This is a genomic window from Paenibacillus glycanilyticus NBRC 16618 (assembly GCF_004000805.1).
In the GTDB taxonomy this organism is placed as follows: domain Bacteria; phylum Bacillota; class Bacilli; order Paenibacillales; family Paenibacillaceae; genus Pristimantibacillus; species Pristimantibacillus glycanilyticus.
Genome location: NZ_BILY01000009.1, coordinates 172,702 through 190,518, shown reverse-complemented (window position 1 = coordinate 190,518; position 17,817 = coordinate 172,702). Strand labels below are relative to the sequence as shown.

The following is a 17,817-nucleotide window of genomic DNA, read 5'->3' as shown; positions in this document are numbered from 1 at the left end:
TCAGTCTCCTATCATTCGCTATTTATGTTCGTTACGCCGGAAAACAACCGCTACCGGGCCGCCGCCCGCCGGACCCTGATGCTCCGCGCCGCCGGATACGTAGATCATTGGATCGCCGCATACGGAAGCGAGAACGCCTCCGACGACTGCGCGTGCATGACGGGTATGATTAATGTCCGAGTCATCGAGCATCGTATGCCGTTTGCCTCTTATATTTCCGGTTGGATCAGCCTCAGCCTTAGCAAGCACCTGCACCATCTCGGCATCCGGATATTTCTCCAGAATCCGCTTTAGTGCTCCCGCGTCAATCGCATCCTTCATCACATCGTGATCGATAAAATATGGCCCTTCCGCATAAGCGGAGTTGCCGAATACGATAACCTCGCAATAGGCGAGTTCGCTGCCAGCCGACGTAGATGCCACATGGCTGAAAAGCTCCCACGAGTGGCAAATATCCGTATCCTGCAGTCGCTCCCGTTCAATCTCTCCAAGCGCTACGGCTGCGCCAAGCGCCGATGCCCCGCGAGAGTAGCCCATAGATTTGTAAGTATCCTCGGTTACAGTGGAGGCATCTCTAAGAACCGCTTCCTGCACTTGCTCCGCCGTCAGCAGCGGACATTTAATTTGAACAAAATGCACGTCGGCAGCATCGTTAATGCCCGCCCCTTCCATTGCCCGGAGAACAGCCTCCGCCACTTGATCCACTTGGGCGAGACGCCCAAGCTCCTCAGGCATGAAATCAGGAGTTCTTGCTACGCCAATCGCTAATGAAGACAACTCCTGCTTGCTCCTAATCGAATCGGATTCACTCCGGGTAATGACCGAGAAATGAGGGCTTAATATCCCCTCCGTTCCTCCGGACATCACGAACGAGACCGGTTCAGCAGAAGCTTCCTTATAAGGAGCGAACAAGTTTTTCAATGCCAGAACCGCAAACCCACGGGTAAAGTCGTTGACACAGCCGTTCCCCTCCGTTTTGCCCAGCACGGCTACAACTTCCTTCGGGTTAATAAGCGACTCGTCAATATAGCGCTGAAGCACAGTCATATCATTCGGTGAACGAGCCGGTACTTTAATAACTGAACATTTCATCATAGATCATCCGCCCTTTGCCAGAATACAACTTTCTTCTCCAACCAGCTGATGCCCCAGAAAAGCAACAGTCCGCATAATGCCGATGCAATAATGGCCGAGAACATAATCGGCGTATCCATATGATAGGAAGATACGAGTACGACATAGCCTAGCCCTTTGTTCGCTCCGACAAATTCCCCGACGATCGCTCCTACGATTGCAAGCGACGAGGATATTTTCAAAGCAGAGAATACGTAAGGCAAGCTCGTCGGAAGGCGCAGCTTCCAGAATATTTCCGCTTTTGTTCCTTTATAAGTGGAGAACAGCTCCCAAGCCTCATGTTCAATGGCTTTCAGACCTTTGACACTATTGACGAGAATCGGGAAAAAGCAGATAAGCATCGATGCGACAACCTTCGAGGAATAGCCGGTTCCCATCCAAACGACCAACAGCGGAGCTAACGCGACGAGCGGAGTCGTCTTAAGCGCAATGGCGAGCGGGAAGGCTCCCTTCTCAATGGACTTGGAGTGAACGAAAATAACGGCCGTTATCATCCCCAAAATATTAGCGAGCACAAAACCTGCCAACGCCTCCGTTAGCGTGACGAGCATATGGGACGACAGCGATCCGTCCATAACCTCAATGACGGCAGAAGGAGCGGGAAGTAAATACACGGGGACATGGAACAACCGGACGGCCAGCTCCCACAAAACAATAAAGCCAAGCGCAAAACTGATAGGGTACATGCTGCTTTTTATTTTATTCATCATAAGTGCTTGACCCTCTTTCTTAATTCATTAACGGTATGATGGTACTCCGGAAGCTCCTCCATGCCCACTTCACGGTGCGCAGGAAGCGGAACGGGAATAATGGCATCCACACCGGCCGGTCTTGGGGACATCATGACGATTCTGTTCGACATAATGACCGATTCTTGAATCGAGTGAGTGACCATAACGACTGTGCTTAAGCTTGTGTCTGGACTTTCCCACAGCCGCAGCAGCTCGAAATTCAATTTCTCTCTCGTAAATTCATCCAACGCGCCAAACGGCTCATCCATTAAGAGCACGGCCGGGTCAGCGGCAAGCGCTCGCGCGATAGCGATACGTTGCTGCATGCCACCGCTTAGTTGATGCGGGAAGTGATTCGTAAAGTCCTGCAGGCCAACCAGCCGAAGCGCTCCCTCCGCTTTGTCCCGGGCTTCTTTCTTCGAGAAGCGCTTCTCTCCGATCGTCAGTGGCAGTACGATATTCTGAATGGCCGTAAGCCAAGGCATCAGAACCGGCTTCTGAAAGACCATCCCGATTGAGAGATCCTTTGCGAGCTTAACCTCCCCTCCGGCATTCGGCTGGAGGAGACTCAGCATTAAGCGCAGAAGCGTGGACTTGCCGCAGCCGCTTGGGCCAAGGATAGAAACAAATTCATTGTTATAGATGTCCAAGGAAACATTGTTCAGTACAGGAACATCGCCGAACGAAAGGGAGCAATTCTTTAATGTAACCGCGATTTCGTTCATCGAAGAAACCGATGCTTGTTCTTGCTTTGCCACTCCATTCCTCCATTCACTTACCGTCGCTTGCACATCAATCACTCCCTATTCGATATAGTCATTCGTAAACACTTTATCCAGATCTTGTTCTTTCTTCAGAAACTTCAAATCAATCAAGCTTTTTTGCAAAACGTCCCAGGCTTCGGTATCCATCTTGCCAAGCGGCAGTTTATCCGGCTCCAGCAGCGGAATGCTTGCTTTCATCATCGCTGTCTCATGCTCGAGGTTCAGCTTATCGCCGAACTTCAGACCATACCCGGCTGCTTCTTCCGGATTGGCAATCGCATATTCCCAACCTTTCATCGAAGCCTCAACGAAGCTTTTCACCATTTCAGGATCCTTCTTAATCAACGATTCCGTCGTAAATAACGTATCTGCATAAAAATTAATGTCGTAGTCGCCAGGCTGGATAATATTCACCTCATGCCCTTGCTCTTGTACGGCAAGCACTTCATTGATGACATAACCCGGCCACGCTTTCACTTGACCGCTGAGCAGCGGGCTCATGTCGTATTTCACTGGCATTTCATCAATCGATTTCGCATTTATGCCCGCGCTTTTGACCATCGCTCGGAAGGTCAGCTCTTCATTGCCGCCAAGCTTCACGCCTACCTTTTGGCCGGCAAGATCTTCGATCTTCGTAATGCCCGAGTCTTTTAAGCTAAACAATACGAATGGCGTTTTGCGGTATACCGCGGACAACGCTTTAACCGGTACGCCTTTCTCCCGAGCCATCAGAATTTGATCCGCGCCCGTTACGCCAAACTGCTCGCTTCCCGAAGCGACCATCTGAACGGAAGGGAAATCGGCTCCGCCCGGCCTGATTTCAACATCCAATCCCGCTTCCTTATAGAAGCCTTTCTCAACCGCTGCGTAATAGCCGGCAAATTGCGCTTGATGAATCCATTTCAGCCTCAGCACGACTTTTTTCAGCTTCTTTGTCTCTCCGGCTGCCGAGTTGGAAGAGACCGCATTTGAGCTGGTGTTGGTTTTTGCATTGGTACCGCAAGCCGTTACTACAAGCATCAGAGCCGCCAGAACAATAAACAATGATTTTTTATTCCACATTATATTTCCCTCCGGTATGTCTCTATTTATGGATAAATAATAGCTGGATGCTGAATAGAAGTTTCGCGATAGTCCGTGTTAGTAGCTTTCCAGAGCCACCAGTACATCCGCTGAGCTGCTGACGCTGCCGAATACCCCGCCTTGCATCGTCACCATATGAAGCGCCGCTTGATGATTGGTTGGATCGGTCGCGCCTGTGCAGTCCTCAAGGATTAAGCATTCGTAACCTCTATCATTTGCTTCCCGCATTGTCGTATGGACGCAAACATCAGTCGTGATGCCAGTCAGTATTAAGTGAGTAATCCCCCTGTTCTTTAAGACCAGATCCAAGTCTGTTGCATAAAAGCTTCCCTTGCCCGGCTTGTCGATAATGAACTCCCCTTCAATCGGGGTAAGTTCTTCAATGATTTCCCAGCCCGGTTCACCTCGCACCAATATGCGTCCGGCAGGACCAAGTGAGCCGATTTCCGCGCCGATTTGCTTGCTTCGCCAGCGTTTATTTGCAGGAAGGTCGGACAAGTCGGGCTTGTGGCCCTCTCTGGTATGGATAACCGTCATACCTTCAATCTGGCGAACCCGGTTCAGCAGCGTTTTGATAGGTCTAATAGGCTTGGCCGTCAACGACAAATCGTATCCCATCTGCTCTACATAACCACCTTTGCCGCAAAAATCGATTTGCATATCAATAATAAGGAGCGCTGTTTTCGCAGGATCGATCCTGCCATCGTACGGCCATGCATAGGGATTTGCTGTAACCTGCATGTTAGGTTTCCCCTTTCCTCACTCTCATTTTGTAAGAATTAATAACAATCCATCACATTTCCGATGTTCTTCTTTCTTATATGTCACATTATATCACATAAAATACCGATTTTCTTTGTGAATCTCACAAAAACATGAACTTGTTTGTTGTGATTTTTTATAAGAAGAATAATTCGTGTTATGTTTAATTACATAATGAAGCAAAAAGAGACTTACTTAATTAAGATCAAGTGTTGCATGAACCGTTTATTTCTCATAACATCGGTAAACACAAAAAAGCCGCAATTTATGCGGCGACTAATAAGATATTTAAGAGCTCTTAATAAGCCGGTCCATAGAAGCAGTGTTTCTTCCAGCGTCCAACAAGCTTAATAAACATCGATTTTGAAAGGTTTTGATTCAATTTCAAATTCAAAGTCTTTCCCCTCTTTTTTAATTCTGAATTTCGCCTTTGAAATGATTTCATACCTTCCTTCCTGTAACGAAAGCTCGTTATACTTCGGGAAAACATGCTCCCCTTCATCATATTAACAGCAAACACCTGATTAGCTTGTAAATGGCTAGAAGTATGTACTTTAATACTGAACATACTAGCCTTCGGTACTACCTCAGTTTCACTTTGACATCCAACCGTTGTAATAAGTATGAGTAAAAGAATAATTAGGATAAAAACCTTCAGAAATAAAACCTCCTTCTTAATAAAAATGGCTACTGATCCTATGATCGGCAGCCTGGTTTCGTACTGATCTATAATTCCTCCGTTAACTCAATGGACTAAAGTTGTCTACGTGAGAAGCAGCCGTTCCTGTTATGACGAGCTTATTTGGCGGAGGCCTGTGACTTGCCCGTTTTGGCCGATACGGAAAAATACCTCATCTCGCCGGGTGAAACAGGCTTTGATTTCGGTTCAACCCATACGTTCTCTTCATCCGAACAATCCCGTCTATATTTCCCTTCATCCAGCTTCATATCGATAAAATCTACAACTTGCTGCAGTGAAGTAATCTGGCTGACAATATTTTCACGATGACTTCTTAGGAGTTCCACAAGCTCGGGATATTCCGCGGGATCAGTATCAACTGAGACTTCCAAGAAAGGCCGAATTTCCTCTAACGGCATCCCCGTTTTTTTCAGGCATGCTATCAGCCGGATCGTATCGATGTCCTCCTGCCGGTAGATGCGGTGCCCGTTATCCTTCCGCTCTGCGCGAGGCAGCAGCGCGATCTTTTCGTAATAACGGATTGTATCCTCAGTAATTCCCGTTTGCTCGGCGGTTTGTTTTATCGTAAAACGTTGCTCTTCCTTCATCCCGTTCCCTCCCCAAAATTGATTAATTTTTGTACATTATACATCTTGAGGCTCGCTCCAAGTCAAACCAATTATCCTTGGAAAAAACATTATATTCGCATCTTGACTTGGAGTCGACTTCAAGTTATAGAATTTGCGCTATCGAATCAAATATCCCGATATAAAAAGGAGATGCACAATGAACAAGCACCAGCATGAACATATCGCATTGATTACAGGCGCAAGCGCCGGGATCGGGTTGGAGCTCACACGGAAATTACTGTCGGAGAACTGGCATGTGGTTGCTGTAAACCGTTCTGACTTTCCTGCCGACGATATGAGCATCCACAATGCGGTCAAGAACGGAGCGCTTCGTATTTATAAAACGGATGATCTTGCCGACTTCGCAAGCTTGAGACTTACTTTGGAAGAGATTAAAAGCAAGGAGCGGCGGATCGATATTTTATTCAATAACGCCGGAGGATCCTTTCCCGAGCTGAGCTATTCGAAACAAGGGCGCGAGAAGCATTATGAGTTGATGACGGTCGTTCCTTATATTATTCTGATGGAATTGAAGGAACTCCTGAAAAATAGCCGTTTAAAAACGGTAATCAATACCTCATCCTCCGCTCTTAAATTTACAAAACAATTTTCGATCGAAGTCCTGGAGCATCCCAAAACCTTTCGCAAGCTGCTTGGTCCTTACGCGACCTCGAAGCTAGCTCTTTCGCTATGGACTGAGGCCGTGGCATCGCAGCTCGCCAAGGACGACATCAAGATCCGCAGCGTTGACCCGGGTGGCAACAATACGATAAGAAAAGGGAAACAATCCGGACTGCCCGTTGTGGTTGAAGTATTGATGAAGCTATTTTTCTCGCCTCCTACCCTCGGCGCCAATAAGCTGTACGAAGGTGCTCTCGGGGAACACCATCATGAGAGCGGCGTGTTTTTGCTGAAAGGACGGGTTGCGGAATTAAAGTTTAAAGACCAGGCGCGGAACGTTCTGGAAAGGATTCAAGCGATTTACGAATACGAATTTCTCGTGTCTTAGCTATTGTATCTAATCATTTAGGCTGAGCAGCCAGTCTTATTGATGTTAGCTTCCCGGTGTGTTTGTTCTCGTCTTTTGTTTTAAAATCGTATGATACAGCGTAAAGCTCACCTATTAATATCAGATTCCATGTATTTTCATTATTCACTTTAAGCCGGACTTCCTCGGGATGATTACCTAAATCTTCGACTTTAATCCAGTATGAGTCCCTCTCTGGTTGCTCTTTATCAACAACTTTAATTAACCCAACGGTCGTGCTAGTGGTACCGCAAGATGCAAGCATTCCAACCAGAATTACAACACTGAAAATTTTTGGCATAAACTTGAACATGATTACACTTCCTTATCCATGAGACCGATGAATTCCCGGATCGGCTGTCGTCTATATAAACGAAGGCTTAAATGAACACAAACCAATTTGACGAAGAGGTGTTTTGAAAATGGCATTAACGTCCGCATTCACGAGCTTTAACCTGCCTGTAAAGAACGTTGAACAATCGAAAACGTTCTTCACCGGACTCGGATTCGAACTCAACCCGCAATTCCCCGATAACGAGAATTCGGTAGCCATCGTAATCGGCGACAACCTGCAGGTCATGCTGATCAATCAAGCATTCTTTAATACGCTAACGGAGAAGCAGTCCGTCGATACGAGCAAGTATGCGCAGATGACGATCGCATTGGCTTTCGAGAGCCGCGAAAAAGTCGATGAAATCGTAAATACCGCAGTCTCCTTGGGCGGGAAATTGCACGCTGAACCTGAATATCATGGGTCCATGTATCATTGGGGCTTCGTGGACTTGGACGGTCATCTGTGGGCCATCAACTGCATGAACATGGATGCGGCACAAGGTTAAGGCTAACGGAGAGCACGCTCGTACCAGGGTTCTAAAAGAAAGACGCCGGGCATCTTCCCCGGCGTTTTCTTCTTGATGATTAGTTTTGTTCGGTATAGGCTTTGAAATTGTCCATGATCGCTTCCCAACCTGCTTGCTGGAACTCGACGGGATTGGAGCTTTCCGCGTCGAACGTTTCAATGACCTTCGTTTCATTCCCTTGATCGACGAAAGCAATATCCACTCTTCTTCCATCTTCCATGGTGTAGCCGATCGCCTCATACCGATTCACGACATCGTAGACGCCGCCAAAATCAAAGCCCATGCTGCCATCCTTCGCTTCCATCCGTGTCAGAAACTTGCCGCCGACCCGCAGATCGTTTTCGGCTCTCGGCGCATGCCAGTCCTGGGATGCTTGATTCCACTTCGTGATGTGATCCGGCTCGGTCCAATAGCGCCATACCTTCTCGACAGGGGCTTGAATGACGGCTTGCACGGTTACTTTCGTCGGTTGACTCGTTTCCATCTTAAATAGACACCTCTCTCATGATATTCGTTGTTTGGTGATTCTCAATGCTATAGACGTAACCCAATGACGAAATTCATCGGTCAATTCGCTCAGGCAGCCCAAATCGTGAAAATAATGGCGTATGAATGAAGTTTTGAACATGCAGGATTTGATTTTCTTTGGTTTCGATGACGTGGATGCCCCAGGGTATCAAGCCAGGGCCCTCTTTGTCCGGCATATACTGGGCCAACGCCGGGTAACCGCCATTCACCGTAATAGGCACAAATCGCGAACCTTCGCAATGCCAACGAGTAAGCGAATAGAAGGCGGACAAATCTTCCTTGCCGCGGATCCACATCTCGAAGGGCGGCATCGACATGCATCCTTCCTCGTGAAACAACGCGACGAGCGCAGCAATATCGAATTGCTCGAAGGCTTCCACATATCGGGACAGCAGCTGCTGCTCCGGTTGAACGTCCATGCTGCTGAGCTCATCCGAGCGAAGCTGCGCCCGGTCCATCGTCTCTTGGGCTCTTTGCAAGGCGCTGTTCACCGCTGCCGGCGACATCGCCAACGTTTCCGCGATCTGCTTGGAGGACCATTCAAATACATCCTTCAAAATGAGTACCGCGCGCTGTCGCGGAGGCAAGGTCTGCAGGAGAGCGATGAAGCACAGTTGAAGAGTATCCCTGCGGAGGAGCAGATCTTCCGGATTGCCCCCAAAGTCGGAAGACGGCCAGATCCAGGCAGAGTCCGGCAGCGTTTCGCGCGGCTCGACGATGGAGACGGCCGGATCGAACAGGTCAACGGGAAGCGCGCGGCGTTTGGATTGTCTCAGCTTGTCCAAGCACAGGTTGGAGGCAATCCGATAGACCCAAGTTTTGAATGAGGAATCCTGTCTGAACGTGCTCCAGCTCTGCCAGACCCGAATACTCGTCTCCTGTACGGCATCATCCGCATCGTCCATGGAGCCTAACATTCGGTAACAGAACGAGGTTAAGCCCGGCCTCAGGCTTGCAAATAATGGTTCGTCAAATACGGTTTCGTTCATCTCGGCCTCCCTTAACGATCTTCCCGAAGGGAGGTTCCTTCCCCCTCTTCTTTCTCAGAAAAACTATACGACACATTTTACGCTTCCAATACTTGGATAGTTGCGTTAAACTGCCCTTTATTTCAAAAAACGGCAGCCTTGTATGAAGGCCACCGTTTTGTAGGGGGATTAACGAAGTTTGGTATGATTTCTGTACATACATAAGTGGAAAATAAACCAGGCTGCAGGAACGAGGAGTACGAACCACTCAGTTACCTGCTGAAGTAATCCTCAAGCCCCTTCGCAATTGCTTTGGCTGCTATTTTCTGATAGTCGGAGCCGCGGACGATGGATTCATCATATGCGTTGGACAAGAAGCCGAGCTCTACGAGTGTGGATACCGTATCATTTTCCCGCAAAACGTGAAGATTGCCGTATGATATCCCGTTGCTCTTCAAGCCGATACCATCCGCAAGCCTGTTTTCTATGGCACGGGCCAACGGCCGATCTTTTGTATTCGAATAATAGAAGGTAAGTATGCCGGACGTGTTTTTCTCCGAAGAATTATAATGGATGCTGACGAATGCGTCCGCACCGGCGGATTCGCTTATCCTGACCCTATCGGAAAGCCCGGGCTTCTCCTCATTCTTCGTTCTTGTCATGAGGACGCGCGCTCCGCGGCTGCGAAGCTCGTTCTCTAGGTAGAAGGAAGTGCTCAAATTAAGCTTTTTCTCAATCGTTTCATATGTAGTTCCGATCATTCCGGGATCGTCTCCGCCGTGACCGGGGTCGATTACGATTACTTTCCCCTTGAGGCTCTTCGATTTTCCCGATGCAACCGCCGCCGTTTGTGTTTCGCCTTTCGCGATATAACGATCCGATACCCAGCCGAGTTGCTTATCCAGAGTCTTGACCCGAGCCCATCCTTCCCGGTTGTCTATTATCGTAACAGTCTCACCTTTTGTTAGATATCCTAGAATTTCATGATCTAATCCGGCGCCTGCCCTGAGCCGAAGCCCATCGGCCAGCACAGTCGCACGTGCGGCTGCAGAGCTCTTCTTCACGCTGTCATCTTGATCTGTCGCTGGTGCCGTAACGGCATTGACTTTCTTCAAATAATGTCCTGCCACCCAACCGGAGACGCGGTTCGACTTGATGCGCAGCCAGCCGTACTCTTCCGCTGAAACGGTGACAATATCGCCATTCTTCAAACCGCCTACAATCAACGAATCACCCGATGGCTCGCTCCGGACATTCAAGGAGTCGGTGTATACCTTGGCCGTATAACTACCGCTTGCTTCCGCCCGGTTTGGCATATAACCGGAAATACTAATCAACCCACAGATCAAAATTGTCAGGTATACAATTTTTTTCATATAAGCCTATAAGTCTCCTTTAATATTCTTAGGTTATGTAGGCTTACTATTATACCTGAATTTACTAGATTCGTGCAGACCTATATTAACCCGCATTCTCATACGCCACCAAAGAACTAGATTTTCTAAATAGGATTACTCTTCAATCGGTGTACATGCTCGTTGAGAATGAATTGGCTATTAAGGCCCATTCCACAGAGGTTAATAAGTCCGATAGAATAGGTTTAAATTTGTAATAAAGGAGAAGATTACGTTTTGGATAAGAGAACAACACGCAGCAGCAAACATTCCAAAGGCAGATTGGTATCTTTAAAACAAACAAATCTCATCATCTATCTGGCGATAGTCATCATTCTTATTGGCATTTGCGGAGTAATTTATGGGAAATATACGAATAAAGTTGACTCTAAACTTCCGCTAGCTGCCGAGAATGCCGAGCAAGCCAATGGGCAGAGCAGTATTAGCAAGCCAGCTGATTCGGATTCCCTTAATAATGGAAATGGCGGAAACGAGCTATCGGAAGATGACCCCAGCCCCGCCGGAACCGTTAACAGTGAAGACGAACAAGAGCCTGCTTCCAATGATTTGATAGAGAAACCTGCTCCTCTTGCATCCAACACACCGGTCAGTGAAAGCGATACGCCAACGGAGACGCCTAAGCCTGCACAGACAGAAAAACCTATGCAAGAAAATAAGGATTATGGCAATAAATCAACGGAAGCCCCCGCTAAAACGGTTAAGCTTCCAACCACCTATGTGGTTCAAAAAGGCGACACGCTAAGAATGATATCAGAGAAGTTTTATCAATCTAAGGAGTATTATACGCTGCTTGCAGAGTATAACCATATCTTGTTTATTAATGATATGAAAGCCGGAGATCATCTTAAGATCCCCGCCTTGTCCTCAACAAACGGCTCGATTAATGGAGCCCAGCAAGGAACTAAAGACTATTCGAAAATACACTTGCCCGCTACCTATCTAATCCAAGCAGGCGACACGCTGTCGGAGGTTTCCAGAATGTTCTACAAATCGGTGGAATATGTGGATTATATCGCGAAAGAAAATAAGCTTGATAAAAATGCAGGCTTGAAAGCTGGCACCAACCTCATCATTCCTTCCTTGAAGACATCCGTTCATACCGTAAAGAGTGGTGAGACGCTCTACAGCATCTCCAAAATCTATTACGGCTCCGACAAATATGTAAAGTTCATCGCGGATTACAATCATATTGATAATATGGATGATGTGAAAGCCGGCATGGTGCTGAAAATTCCAAAGGCTTAGGTCATCGAAATCTTATGATCAAAGGCTCCGCTATAGCGGAGCCTTTGATCATAAGGCCAGTCCTTCCTTCCGTATGCGCAGATTCATTCCAATAACTCCGGCAACAATAAGTGCTGAACCGATAAAATGATACCAGGCAACAGGTTCACCGAGGACCCCAGCGCCGGCAGCAATGGAGACAACCGTCGACAAGTTGATGAATACTCCCATTCGCGAGGCTTCGATTCGAGACAGGATGTAGTTTCCCATCAGCGCCGTGGCGACTTGAACCGCTCCGAGGCAAAGAATCAGCATCATGAATGTCATGCTCGCAAGCGGTGCCGTGAGTCTGCTCAGCGTTCCGTCTGATATATGGAAAGCAAGGGAGAATACCAGCGATGCGGCAAATCCCGTTCCTACCATGAAATAACTGATCTCCACCGGGCTGAAAGATTTCGACACGGAACGGGCAAGCACGCTGTATCCGGCGAGAGCCGCGCAAGCCAGCAGCAACAGAAGCACGCCCTTCATATTGGAGAAGCCGATTCCGTTGCCCTTCATGATGAATATAAAGGCGACGCCTGACACGGACAGGATAAGGGAAAGCTTCTGCGGCCGGGACGTCGCTTCTTTCAAAAATACGGAGGCGAGCACCATCGTCGCGAGAGGCGAAAGCGCATTAATAATTCCTCCCTCCGCGGAAGTTGTGTACTGCAGTCCGTACGTTTGCAAGGTGAAAAAACCGAGAGGATACATACTGGACAACATCAGCAATTTGTATAGCGGTTTGCCGCGGTAGTTCAACTTGAACAAGCCGGATGCTGCCATGATGGATAGGATGGCGAACGCTGCGGCGAAGCGAAAAGTCAACGTATCGAATGGGCTTGCGTAGTCAAGCGACTTTTTGACGACTAGGAACGACATCCCAATTACGACGGCATTGACGACGGCCAGCAAGTAGGCCAGTTTAACCCCTTTCATCGCTCATCACCTCCAAAGCAGCTTTCTTAGCGCTTGCCATGCCTGCAGCCAGATATACGGCGGCCGTAAGACCCGACAGTCCTCCGCCAATCACCGCTACATCGTACAGGTTTTCTAGTCCTGCCATTTCAATCCCCCCCCCGTTGTCTGTCAGTACTTACTGACATATGGTTTGAAAAAAAAGCTAGGGGGTTAAAGCCCTAGCAAACATTCTGACGCTTTCCTCGATGAAAGGTTCCAGCGCGATATCCGGGTAGTTCCTCCCCGCTTCCAGATCGTTCATAAATGCTCCGTACTGCGACATCATGAACGTAAAAGCCTGCATCCTCGGATCCGTCAAACGCAGCTTCCCTTTCTCGCTCATCGTGTTGAAGTAACTCGTTAGAAACTCGAGCAACTGCAGAGGATGCCTAAGCAATCGTTCTTTAAATCCCGACATCTGAGTTTCGTCCTTGATGCTGATCTTGAGCAATTTGCGATTGCGGTTCATGATCTCGTGATAGGTCTTGCTGATCGTCAGGAGATCTTTTTCCAGCTCCCATGATAGCTTTTCCGCAAAAATCTTTCTCATCTCTTCGGCGTAGTGATACCGTTCGAAGGCGGCTTCAAGTAGCTTCAGCTTGCTGCCGAAGTGCCGGAACAATGTCTTCTCGCTCAGGCCGGCGGCCGTAGCGATCTCTTGCGTGGTAACCCCATTGTAGCCTCTCTCCGAGATGAGATCGATCGCCACTAGCAAGAGTCTTTCGCTACTTCCCAACTTGCTGATGTCTATGATAAACACCTCGTCTCCCGTTAATGTCTGTCAGTGGTGACTGACATCATGTTATCCTATATTTGGATGGCTGTCAACTCAGTACCCAGGAGCTAAAATCGACGAAATGCATACAAAGCCGTACCGATTGCCTCGGTTCGGCTTTGAAAACCTTCATAACAATTAAAGTTTCACTTGCCATATGCCTCAATCAGCGTCATCGCGGCTTGCACGATTTCAGCCGGCGGAGCTCCGGGGCCAATTAACCGTGCGGTCATGCAGAATCCTTCCATCAGCACGAAGAGCTGCCTCGACAAGACCTCGGGGGACCGAAACTCTGCTTGCCGGCACAAGCTTTCCAATCGCTGAACGATAGATTGCTTGTGATGGCTTACGGCTTGATTCACCATATGGTCAGGGAATGGATATTCGACTGCGGCCGATTGATACAGACAAAAACTCGACTGCGGCGACTTTGAGTGCTGGCTTGCGATCGCTTGAAAAAGCGCGAGCAGTTGGCCCCTCGGTTCAGCCTCACCCTCGACCGTCTCCTCGAACCAAGCCCAGTACCTCTCGCTCGAGCGTTCCAGAATGGCAACGATCAAGTGATCTTTGGATGGATAATGTTTGTAAAGCGTCATCTTTGTAACGCCAGCTTCGCCAGCAATGCGGTCGACGCCGATGGCATGGAAGCCATTCGCGAAAAATAGCTTGCTCCCGGTCAACAGCAATTGCTCTCGTGCGGCAGACTTCCGATCGTTTGCAACACTCATTATTTTTCACCTCTATAGTTGACAGTATACAGATCGGTATGTATACTGTCAATAAAATCCAAAAGTATACAGACTTGTATGTATACTTTTCTAAGGAGGAGAAGGTATGAAGATTGGATTCATTGGTTCAGGCAATGTCGGGCAAACGTTGGGGCATGTTCTGGTTGAGCAGGGTCATGATGTTAAATTAGGAGCGAGGCAACCGGCCAAGCTGACGAATTGGAAGCAATCTCTTGAGAACAGCGGACTTGCAAGCGTTGGTACGTATCGGGAAGCAGCCGAACATGGCGAGCTTGTGATTAACGCTACTCCGGGAGTCGCCTCGCTTGAAGTGCTGCAGTCGATTGGTCAGAAGTCGCTTGCCGGCAAAATTCTCATCGATGTTGCGCTGCCGCTTGAATTCACCAATGGTAAGCTGCGATTGTCAGTCGCCCCTAACGACTCGCTTGGAGAGCAGATCCAGCAAGCCTTCCCGGAGACAAAAGTCGTCAAAACTCTAAATACCGTAACGTCTGCCCTTATGATCAATCCGCTTAATCTAGCCGAGGGACAGCATGATATGTTTATCGGGGGCAATGATACAGAAGCTAAAAATAAGGTTTCGGAGTACCTGCGACAATGGTTCGGCTGGAAGAACATTATTGATCTAGGCGACATTTCGTCCGCGCGCGCAACGGAGGGCCTTCTGCTGCTGACTTCCAGAATATATGGCGTTCTCGGTCACTCGAACTTCAATCTGAAGGTCATCCGTTAAGGCCGCTATGGATGGTACAACAGATTCGTCCTCCACATCGGTCCGTCATTTGACCGTGCCGATGGCCGCAATTATCGTCGGGATGTTCATCGTCTATCTGGATCAGACCGTACTGCTCGGATTAATCATTTATAGGGGGGTTCAAGTAGTCCTTGCTCTGAAATTCGGGGTTTCGCCCTACTTATGATAAGGCGGGTTTATCGGCGAATGAGGTTAACCATTAAATGGTTAACCTCATCATATGCATACAAAGTTCACTTCCGCCTTAGCGGCGCTCAAATGCTAACCTAAAGGCAAGTCCTGTTAATACGCTAGACATAATCCAGCGTTGTGCCTTTAACCATAAAGGACGTCCTCCGATTAATGACGCAATTCTGCTCGCTAGAAGAACAATCAGTAGATTGACTGCCAAGCTGATAATAATCTGAGTCATGCCTAACACCGTGCCTTGTAAGAGCAACGAGCCTTGTCCTGGAACTTGGAATTGCGGCAGCAGCGATATATACAAAACAGCAATCTTCGGATTGAACAGATTAGTCATAAACCCCATAAAGAACAATCTCCTCGGGCTCTCTATGGTTAGTTTCTTGACTTCAAAAACAGACCTGGATCCGGGTTTAATTGCATTCCATGCCAGCCAAAGTAAATAAGCCGCGCCCGCCCATTTGATCGCAGTATATAGAAACGGAACAATATGAAATATGGTTGTAAGCCCGAGCAATGTTGCAAACAAATAAATCACGAATCCGAGTACCACACCACCTAAGGATACGACTCCTGCCTTACGTCCTTGTGTGATGGACCGTGATATTAAATAAATCATGTTTGGACCAGGGGTGCAGACCATTCCCAGAGAAACCAAACCAAATGCAATTAAAGACCCTACACTTATCAAGTAAACTCCCCCTAAAGATCCAGACATTCCTGGTATTCTACCATTTCAGGAGATTCCATGTAAATATGCGATTGCATATATTAAAACCATTTGTCCTTTGCTTTGCCGTTAGTTCAATCTAAAAGGATTCAATGGCATGAAAACGAGAGTTTTCGATAATATCTTTTACCGTTTCTGTGGGGTGTTTATGGGTAGTGTTATAGCTAAATTTTTTATTATAATGTGAACTTTCCATCTTGTTTAATAAAAACAAGGAACGTTCCAAGGAATCAATATCCCCTCGAGAGTTTAGCCGTTCGATTATTTTTTCTTTATCCGCTATCAGCACGACGTATTTTAAAGTCACATTTTTCAAGTCCGATAAATGTTTACAAAACCATTCCAGTTCTTCCTCCACTACAAAATCAATAACGACATTTAAATCATGCAGCAAATAGTTCCTGGTTAATGTCAGTATATTATCCCATGTGAGTCGTAAGCGTTCTTCCCACGAAAGTGAGAGTTCGTCATTTAACATGCCAAGTAGAATATCACCTTCAATAAGTACGCATTGCTGAACATTTCGTGCAAGTTCTTTCGAAGTGGTTGATTTGCCAACTCCGAGTGGTCCCGATATCAGATAGAGAATATTTTCATTATGTTTCATTTATTCATTCCCCCATCGTATTAACAATGTGAAATATTTGTTGATGATCTTTAAGTACATCGGTCCGCATATTTCGCCGTGCCTAAAGTATTCGGCGGATTGATTAAACGATCCTGTCTCTATGATTCAATGAAAAACAGCTGCCGTTTTAATCACGGCAGCTGTTTTATTTGACTCAGTTCCAGAAATATTGCATCTTCCTATACCCAACATCCCATATTTTTTCGTTCCCCTCAATTGTTATCGTGAGCTCGCTCCCCGCTTCGATAGGAATCTCGCACATAGCCGGGAATAGTTCCGGATAACGGCGTTGATCTTCTCCAGAACCGGTCATTACCTCGCTCCCATTGACGGAAACACGAATGCTTCCGGAATCATCCGTTTGATCAGGTATTCCGTAATACAAGGAGAAAATAGACTTCTCCTTAAACGTATAGGTGAACGTTTCTAAATTTTCACCTTCGACGCCATACATATTATTGCGGGGTTTTACGTTTTGACCGCTAATTATAAAGCTATTTGTTTTTTCTCCCGTTGATGAATTTCCAGAGCTGTCTTTCAATTCGTTTATCGCCACAAAGGGACCTTCTTCTTTGGTGAACGCTTTATCTACAATCCCAAACAATCCCCATACTCCTAATAAAAGAACCATGCAGGAGATGGCAGTCATCAAAATATTGCGCCAACCTTTTTTTGAGCGAACACCAAGCTTGTATGCCCCAAAACCGACTGCCGCGCCTAATGCGTTATGAATCGCGTCGTTAATATCGAAGCTGCCGAGCAACGTTAGTGCCTGTATGGTTTCCATTAAGAGAATCGACAGGAAGAACACTGTAATGAATCTAACAAAGGTGATCCGATATAACAATGGAATCAATAGGCCGAAAGGAATGAAGGCTGCGAGGTTTCCAAATCCTACAAAATCCATCAGGGTAGGATGTAGAAGATCCGATATACTTGGCAACTTAAAGAAATCGTCCGGTAAAAATATAAAGGTGTAGCCCGTCGTTTGCTCTGCGGCGCCTATTCTACCGAAAGCGAGAAATAAAAAATAAAGAATCAAAATAGTATAGAGTACGGTTATGGTAGAAATAATCTTACGGTGTTGTGACATGGTTAACTCCTTTCCATCCTTCACATAGGTCAATAAAAAACATCTCTACTATAAAGACGCAAAAATTTATTGTTTTATAACGTAATCCTGTCCTTTTCT

22 protein-coding genes are annotated in these 17,817 nt (G+C 47.1%); 5 read left to right on the top strand and 17 right to left on the bottom strand.

What is annotated here, in order from left to right; all coding sequences use genetic code 11:
• Positions 1–18: 18 nt before the first annotated feature.
• The 6 genes from atzD to PGL01S_RS09635 form a co-directional block, all read right to left on the bottom strand.
• Positions 19–1,095, bottom strand: a complete 1,077-nt coding sequence (atzD, locus tag PGL01S_RS09660; RefSeq protein ID WP_127493903.1) for a cyanuric acid amidohydrolase — start codon at positions 1,093–1,095, stop codon at positions 19–21.
• Positions 1,092–1,844 (bottom strand): ABC transporter permease, encoded by a 753-nt coding sequence (locus tag PGL01S_RS09655; RefSeq protein WP_127493900.1) that lies wholly within the window; start codon positions 1,842–1,844, stop codon positions 1,092–1,094. The genes atzD and PGL01S_RS09655 overlap by 4 nt, the downstream gene beginning before the upstream one ends.
• Positions 1,841–2,623 (bottom strand): ABC transporter ATP-binding protein, encoded by a 783-nt coding sequence (locus PGL01S_RS09650; RefSeq protein WP_244935558.1) that lies wholly within the window; start codon positions 2,621–2,623, stop codon positions 1,841–1,843. The genes PGL01S_RS09655 and PGL01S_RS09650 overlap by 4 nt, the downstream gene beginning before the upstream one ends.
• A gap of 45 nt (positions 2,624–2,668) precedes the next feature.
• Positions 2,669–3,691 carry an ABC transporter substrate-binding protein gene (locus tag PGL01S_RS09645; RefSeq protein WP_164775431.1) on the bottom strand — a complete coding sequence of 341 codons (1,023 nt, stop codon included), beginning with the start codon at positions 3,689–3,691 and terminating at the stop codon, positions 2,669–2,671.
• Positions 3,692–3,769: 78 nt separating this feature from the next.
• Positions 3,770–4,453, bottom strand: a complete 684-nt coding sequence (gene biuH, locus PGL01S_RS09640) for a biuret amidohydrolase (protein ID WP_127493894.1) — start codon at positions 4,451–4,453, stop codon at positions 3,770–3,772.
• 819 nt (positions 4,454–5,272) lie between these two features.
• Positions 5,273–5,761: a MerR family transcriptional regulator gene (locus PGL01S_RS09635; RefSeq protein ID WP_127493892.1), complete on the bottom strand. Its 489-nt coding sequence runs from the start codon at positions 5,759–5,761 to the stop codon at positions 5,273–5,275.
• 178 nt (positions 5,762–5,939) lie between these two features.
• Between PGL01S_RS09635 and PGL01S_RS09630 the strand changes: the two genes are divergently transcribed.
• Positions 5,940–6,791, top strand: coding sequence for an SDR family NAD(P)-dependent oxidoreductase (locus tag PGL01S_RS09630; RefSeq protein ID WP_127493890.1), 852 nt, complete (start codon positions 5,940–5,942; stop codon positions 6,789–6,791).
• Between the two features lie 13 nt (positions 6,792–6,804).
• Here the strand turns inward: PGL01S_RS09630 and PGL01S_RS09625 are convergent, their stop codons facing one another.
• Positions 6,805–7,122, bottom strand: a complete 318-nt coding sequence (locus PGL01S_RS09625; protein WP_127493888.1) for a hypothetical protein — start codon at positions 7,120–7,122, stop codon at positions 6,805–6,807.
• Between the two features lie 109 nt (positions 7,123–7,231).
• Between PGL01S_RS09625 and PGL01S_RS09620 the strand changes: the two genes are divergently transcribed.
• On the top strand, positions 7,232–7,648 hold the full coding sequence (locus PGL01S_RS09620) for a VOC family protein (protein ID WP_127493886.1): 417 nt from the start codon (positions 7,232–7,234) through the stop codon (positions 7,646–7,648).
• Between the two features lie 79 nt (positions 7,649–7,727).
• Here PGL01S_RS09620 and PGL01S_RS09615 read toward each other — a convergent pair whose 3' ends face one another.
• From PGL01S_RS09615 to PGL01S_RS09605, 3 genes are all read right to left on the bottom strand, one after another.
• Complete coding sequence (locus PGL01S_RS09615; RefSeq protein WP_127493884.1) at positions 7,728–8,153, bottom strand: SRPBCC family protein; 426 nt, start codon at positions 8,151–8,153, stop codon at positions 7,728–7,730.
• A 76-nt stretch (positions 8,154–8,229) separates the two neighbouring features.
• Positions 8,230–9,186 (bottom strand): sigma-70 family RNA polymerase sigma factor, encoded by a 957-nt coding sequence (locus PGL01S_RS09610; RefSeq protein ID WP_127493882.1) that lies wholly within the window; start codon positions 9,184–9,186, stop codon positions 8,230–8,232.
• Between the two features lie 251 nt (positions 9,187–9,437).
• Entirely contained in the window at positions 9,438–10,541 is a 1,104-nt protein-coding gene (locus tag PGL01S_RS09605; protein WP_127493880.1) for an N-acetylmuramoyl-L-alanine amidase family protein, read from the bottom strand.
• A 255-nt stretch (positions 10,542–10,796) separates the two neighbouring features.
• Here PGL01S_RS09605 and PGL01S_RS09600 point away from each other — a divergent pair, with 255 nt between their 5' ends.
• The gene (locus PGL01S_RS09600; protein WP_127493878.1) at positions 10,797–11,825 is read left to right on the top strand and encodes a LysM peptidoglycan-binding domain-containing protein; all 1,029 of its coding nucleotides are present in this window, start codon (positions 10,797–10,799) and stop codon (positions 11,823–11,825) included.
• A gap of 48 nt (positions 11,826–11,873) precedes the next feature.
• Here PGL01S_RS09600 and PGL01S_RS09595 read toward each other — a convergent pair whose 3' ends face one another.
• The 4 genes from PGL01S_RS09595 to PGL01S_RS09585 all read right to left on the bottom strand — a co-directional run bounded on the left by PGL01S_RS09595 (position 11,874) and on the right by PGL01S_RS09585 (position 14,309).
• A complete protein-coding gene (locus tag PGL01S_RS09595; RefSeq protein WP_127493876.1) occupies positions 11,874–12,785 on the bottom strand; it encodes a DMT family transporter in 912 nt (303 codons plus the stop codon).
• On the bottom strand, positions 12,772–12,912 hold the full coding sequence (locus PGL01S_RS30800; RefSeq protein WP_164775430.1) for a hypothetical protein: 141 nt from the start codon (positions 12,910–12,912) through the stop codon (positions 12,772–12,774). Before PGL01S_RS30800 ends, PGL01S_RS09595 begins: the two co-directional genes overlap by 14 nt.
• Positions 12,913–12,969: 57 nt before the next feature.
• Positions 12,970–13,557, bottom strand: a complete 588-nt coding sequence (locus tag PGL01S_RS09590) for a TetR/AcrR family transcriptional regulator (protein ID WP_127494002.1) — start codon at positions 13,555–13,557, stop codon at positions 12,970–12,972.
• Positions 13,558–13,727: 170 nt separating this feature from the next.
• A complete protein-coding gene (locus PGL01S_RS09585; RefSeq protein WP_127493874.1) occupies positions 13,728–14,309 on the bottom strand; it encodes a TetR/AcrR family transcriptional regulator in 582 nt (193 codons plus the stop codon).
• A 106-nt stretch (positions 14,310–14,415) separates the two neighbouring features.
• Here PGL01S_RS09585 and PGL01S_RS09580 point away from each other — a divergent pair, with 106 nt between their 5' ends.
• Together PGL01S_RS09580 and PGL01S_RS09575 are read left to right on the top strand one after the other, a co-directional pair.
• Entirely contained in the window at positions 14,416–15,063 is a 648-nt protein-coding gene (locus PGL01S_RS09580) for an NADPH-dependent F420 reductase (RefSeq protein WP_127493872.1), read from the top strand.
• Between the two features lie 7 nt (positions 15,064–15,070).
• Positions 15,071–15,250: a hypothetical protein gene (locus PGL01S_RS09575; RefSeq protein ID WP_127493870.1), complete on the top strand. Its 180-nt coding sequence runs from the start codon at positions 15,071–15,073 to the stop codon at positions 15,248–15,250.
• Between the two features lie 78 nt (positions 15,251–15,328).
• Here the strand turns inward: PGL01S_RS09575 and PGL01S_RS09570 are convergent, their stop codons facing one another.
• From PGL01S_RS09570 to PGL01S_RS09560, 3 genes are all read right to left on the bottom strand, one after another.
• The gene (locus PGL01S_RS09570) at positions 15,329–15,985 is read right to left on the bottom strand and encodes a LysE family translocator (protein ID WP_373864154.1); all 657 of its coding nucleotides are present in this window, start codon (positions 15,983–15,985) and stop codon (positions 15,329–15,331) included.
• 91 nt (positions 15,986–16,076) lie between these two features.
• A complete protein-coding gene (locus PGL01S_RS09565; protein WP_127493865.1) occupies positions 16,077–16,604 on the bottom strand; it encodes a P-loop nucleotide/nucleoside kinase family protein in 528 nt (175 codons plus the stop codon).
• Between the two features lie 175 nt (positions 16,605–16,779).
• Entirely contained in the window at positions 16,780–17,718 is a 939-nt protein-coding gene (locus PGL01S_RS09560) for a VanZ family protein (RefSeq protein ID WP_127493863.1), read from the bottom strand.
• Positions 17,719–17,817 lie beyond the last annotated feature (99 nt).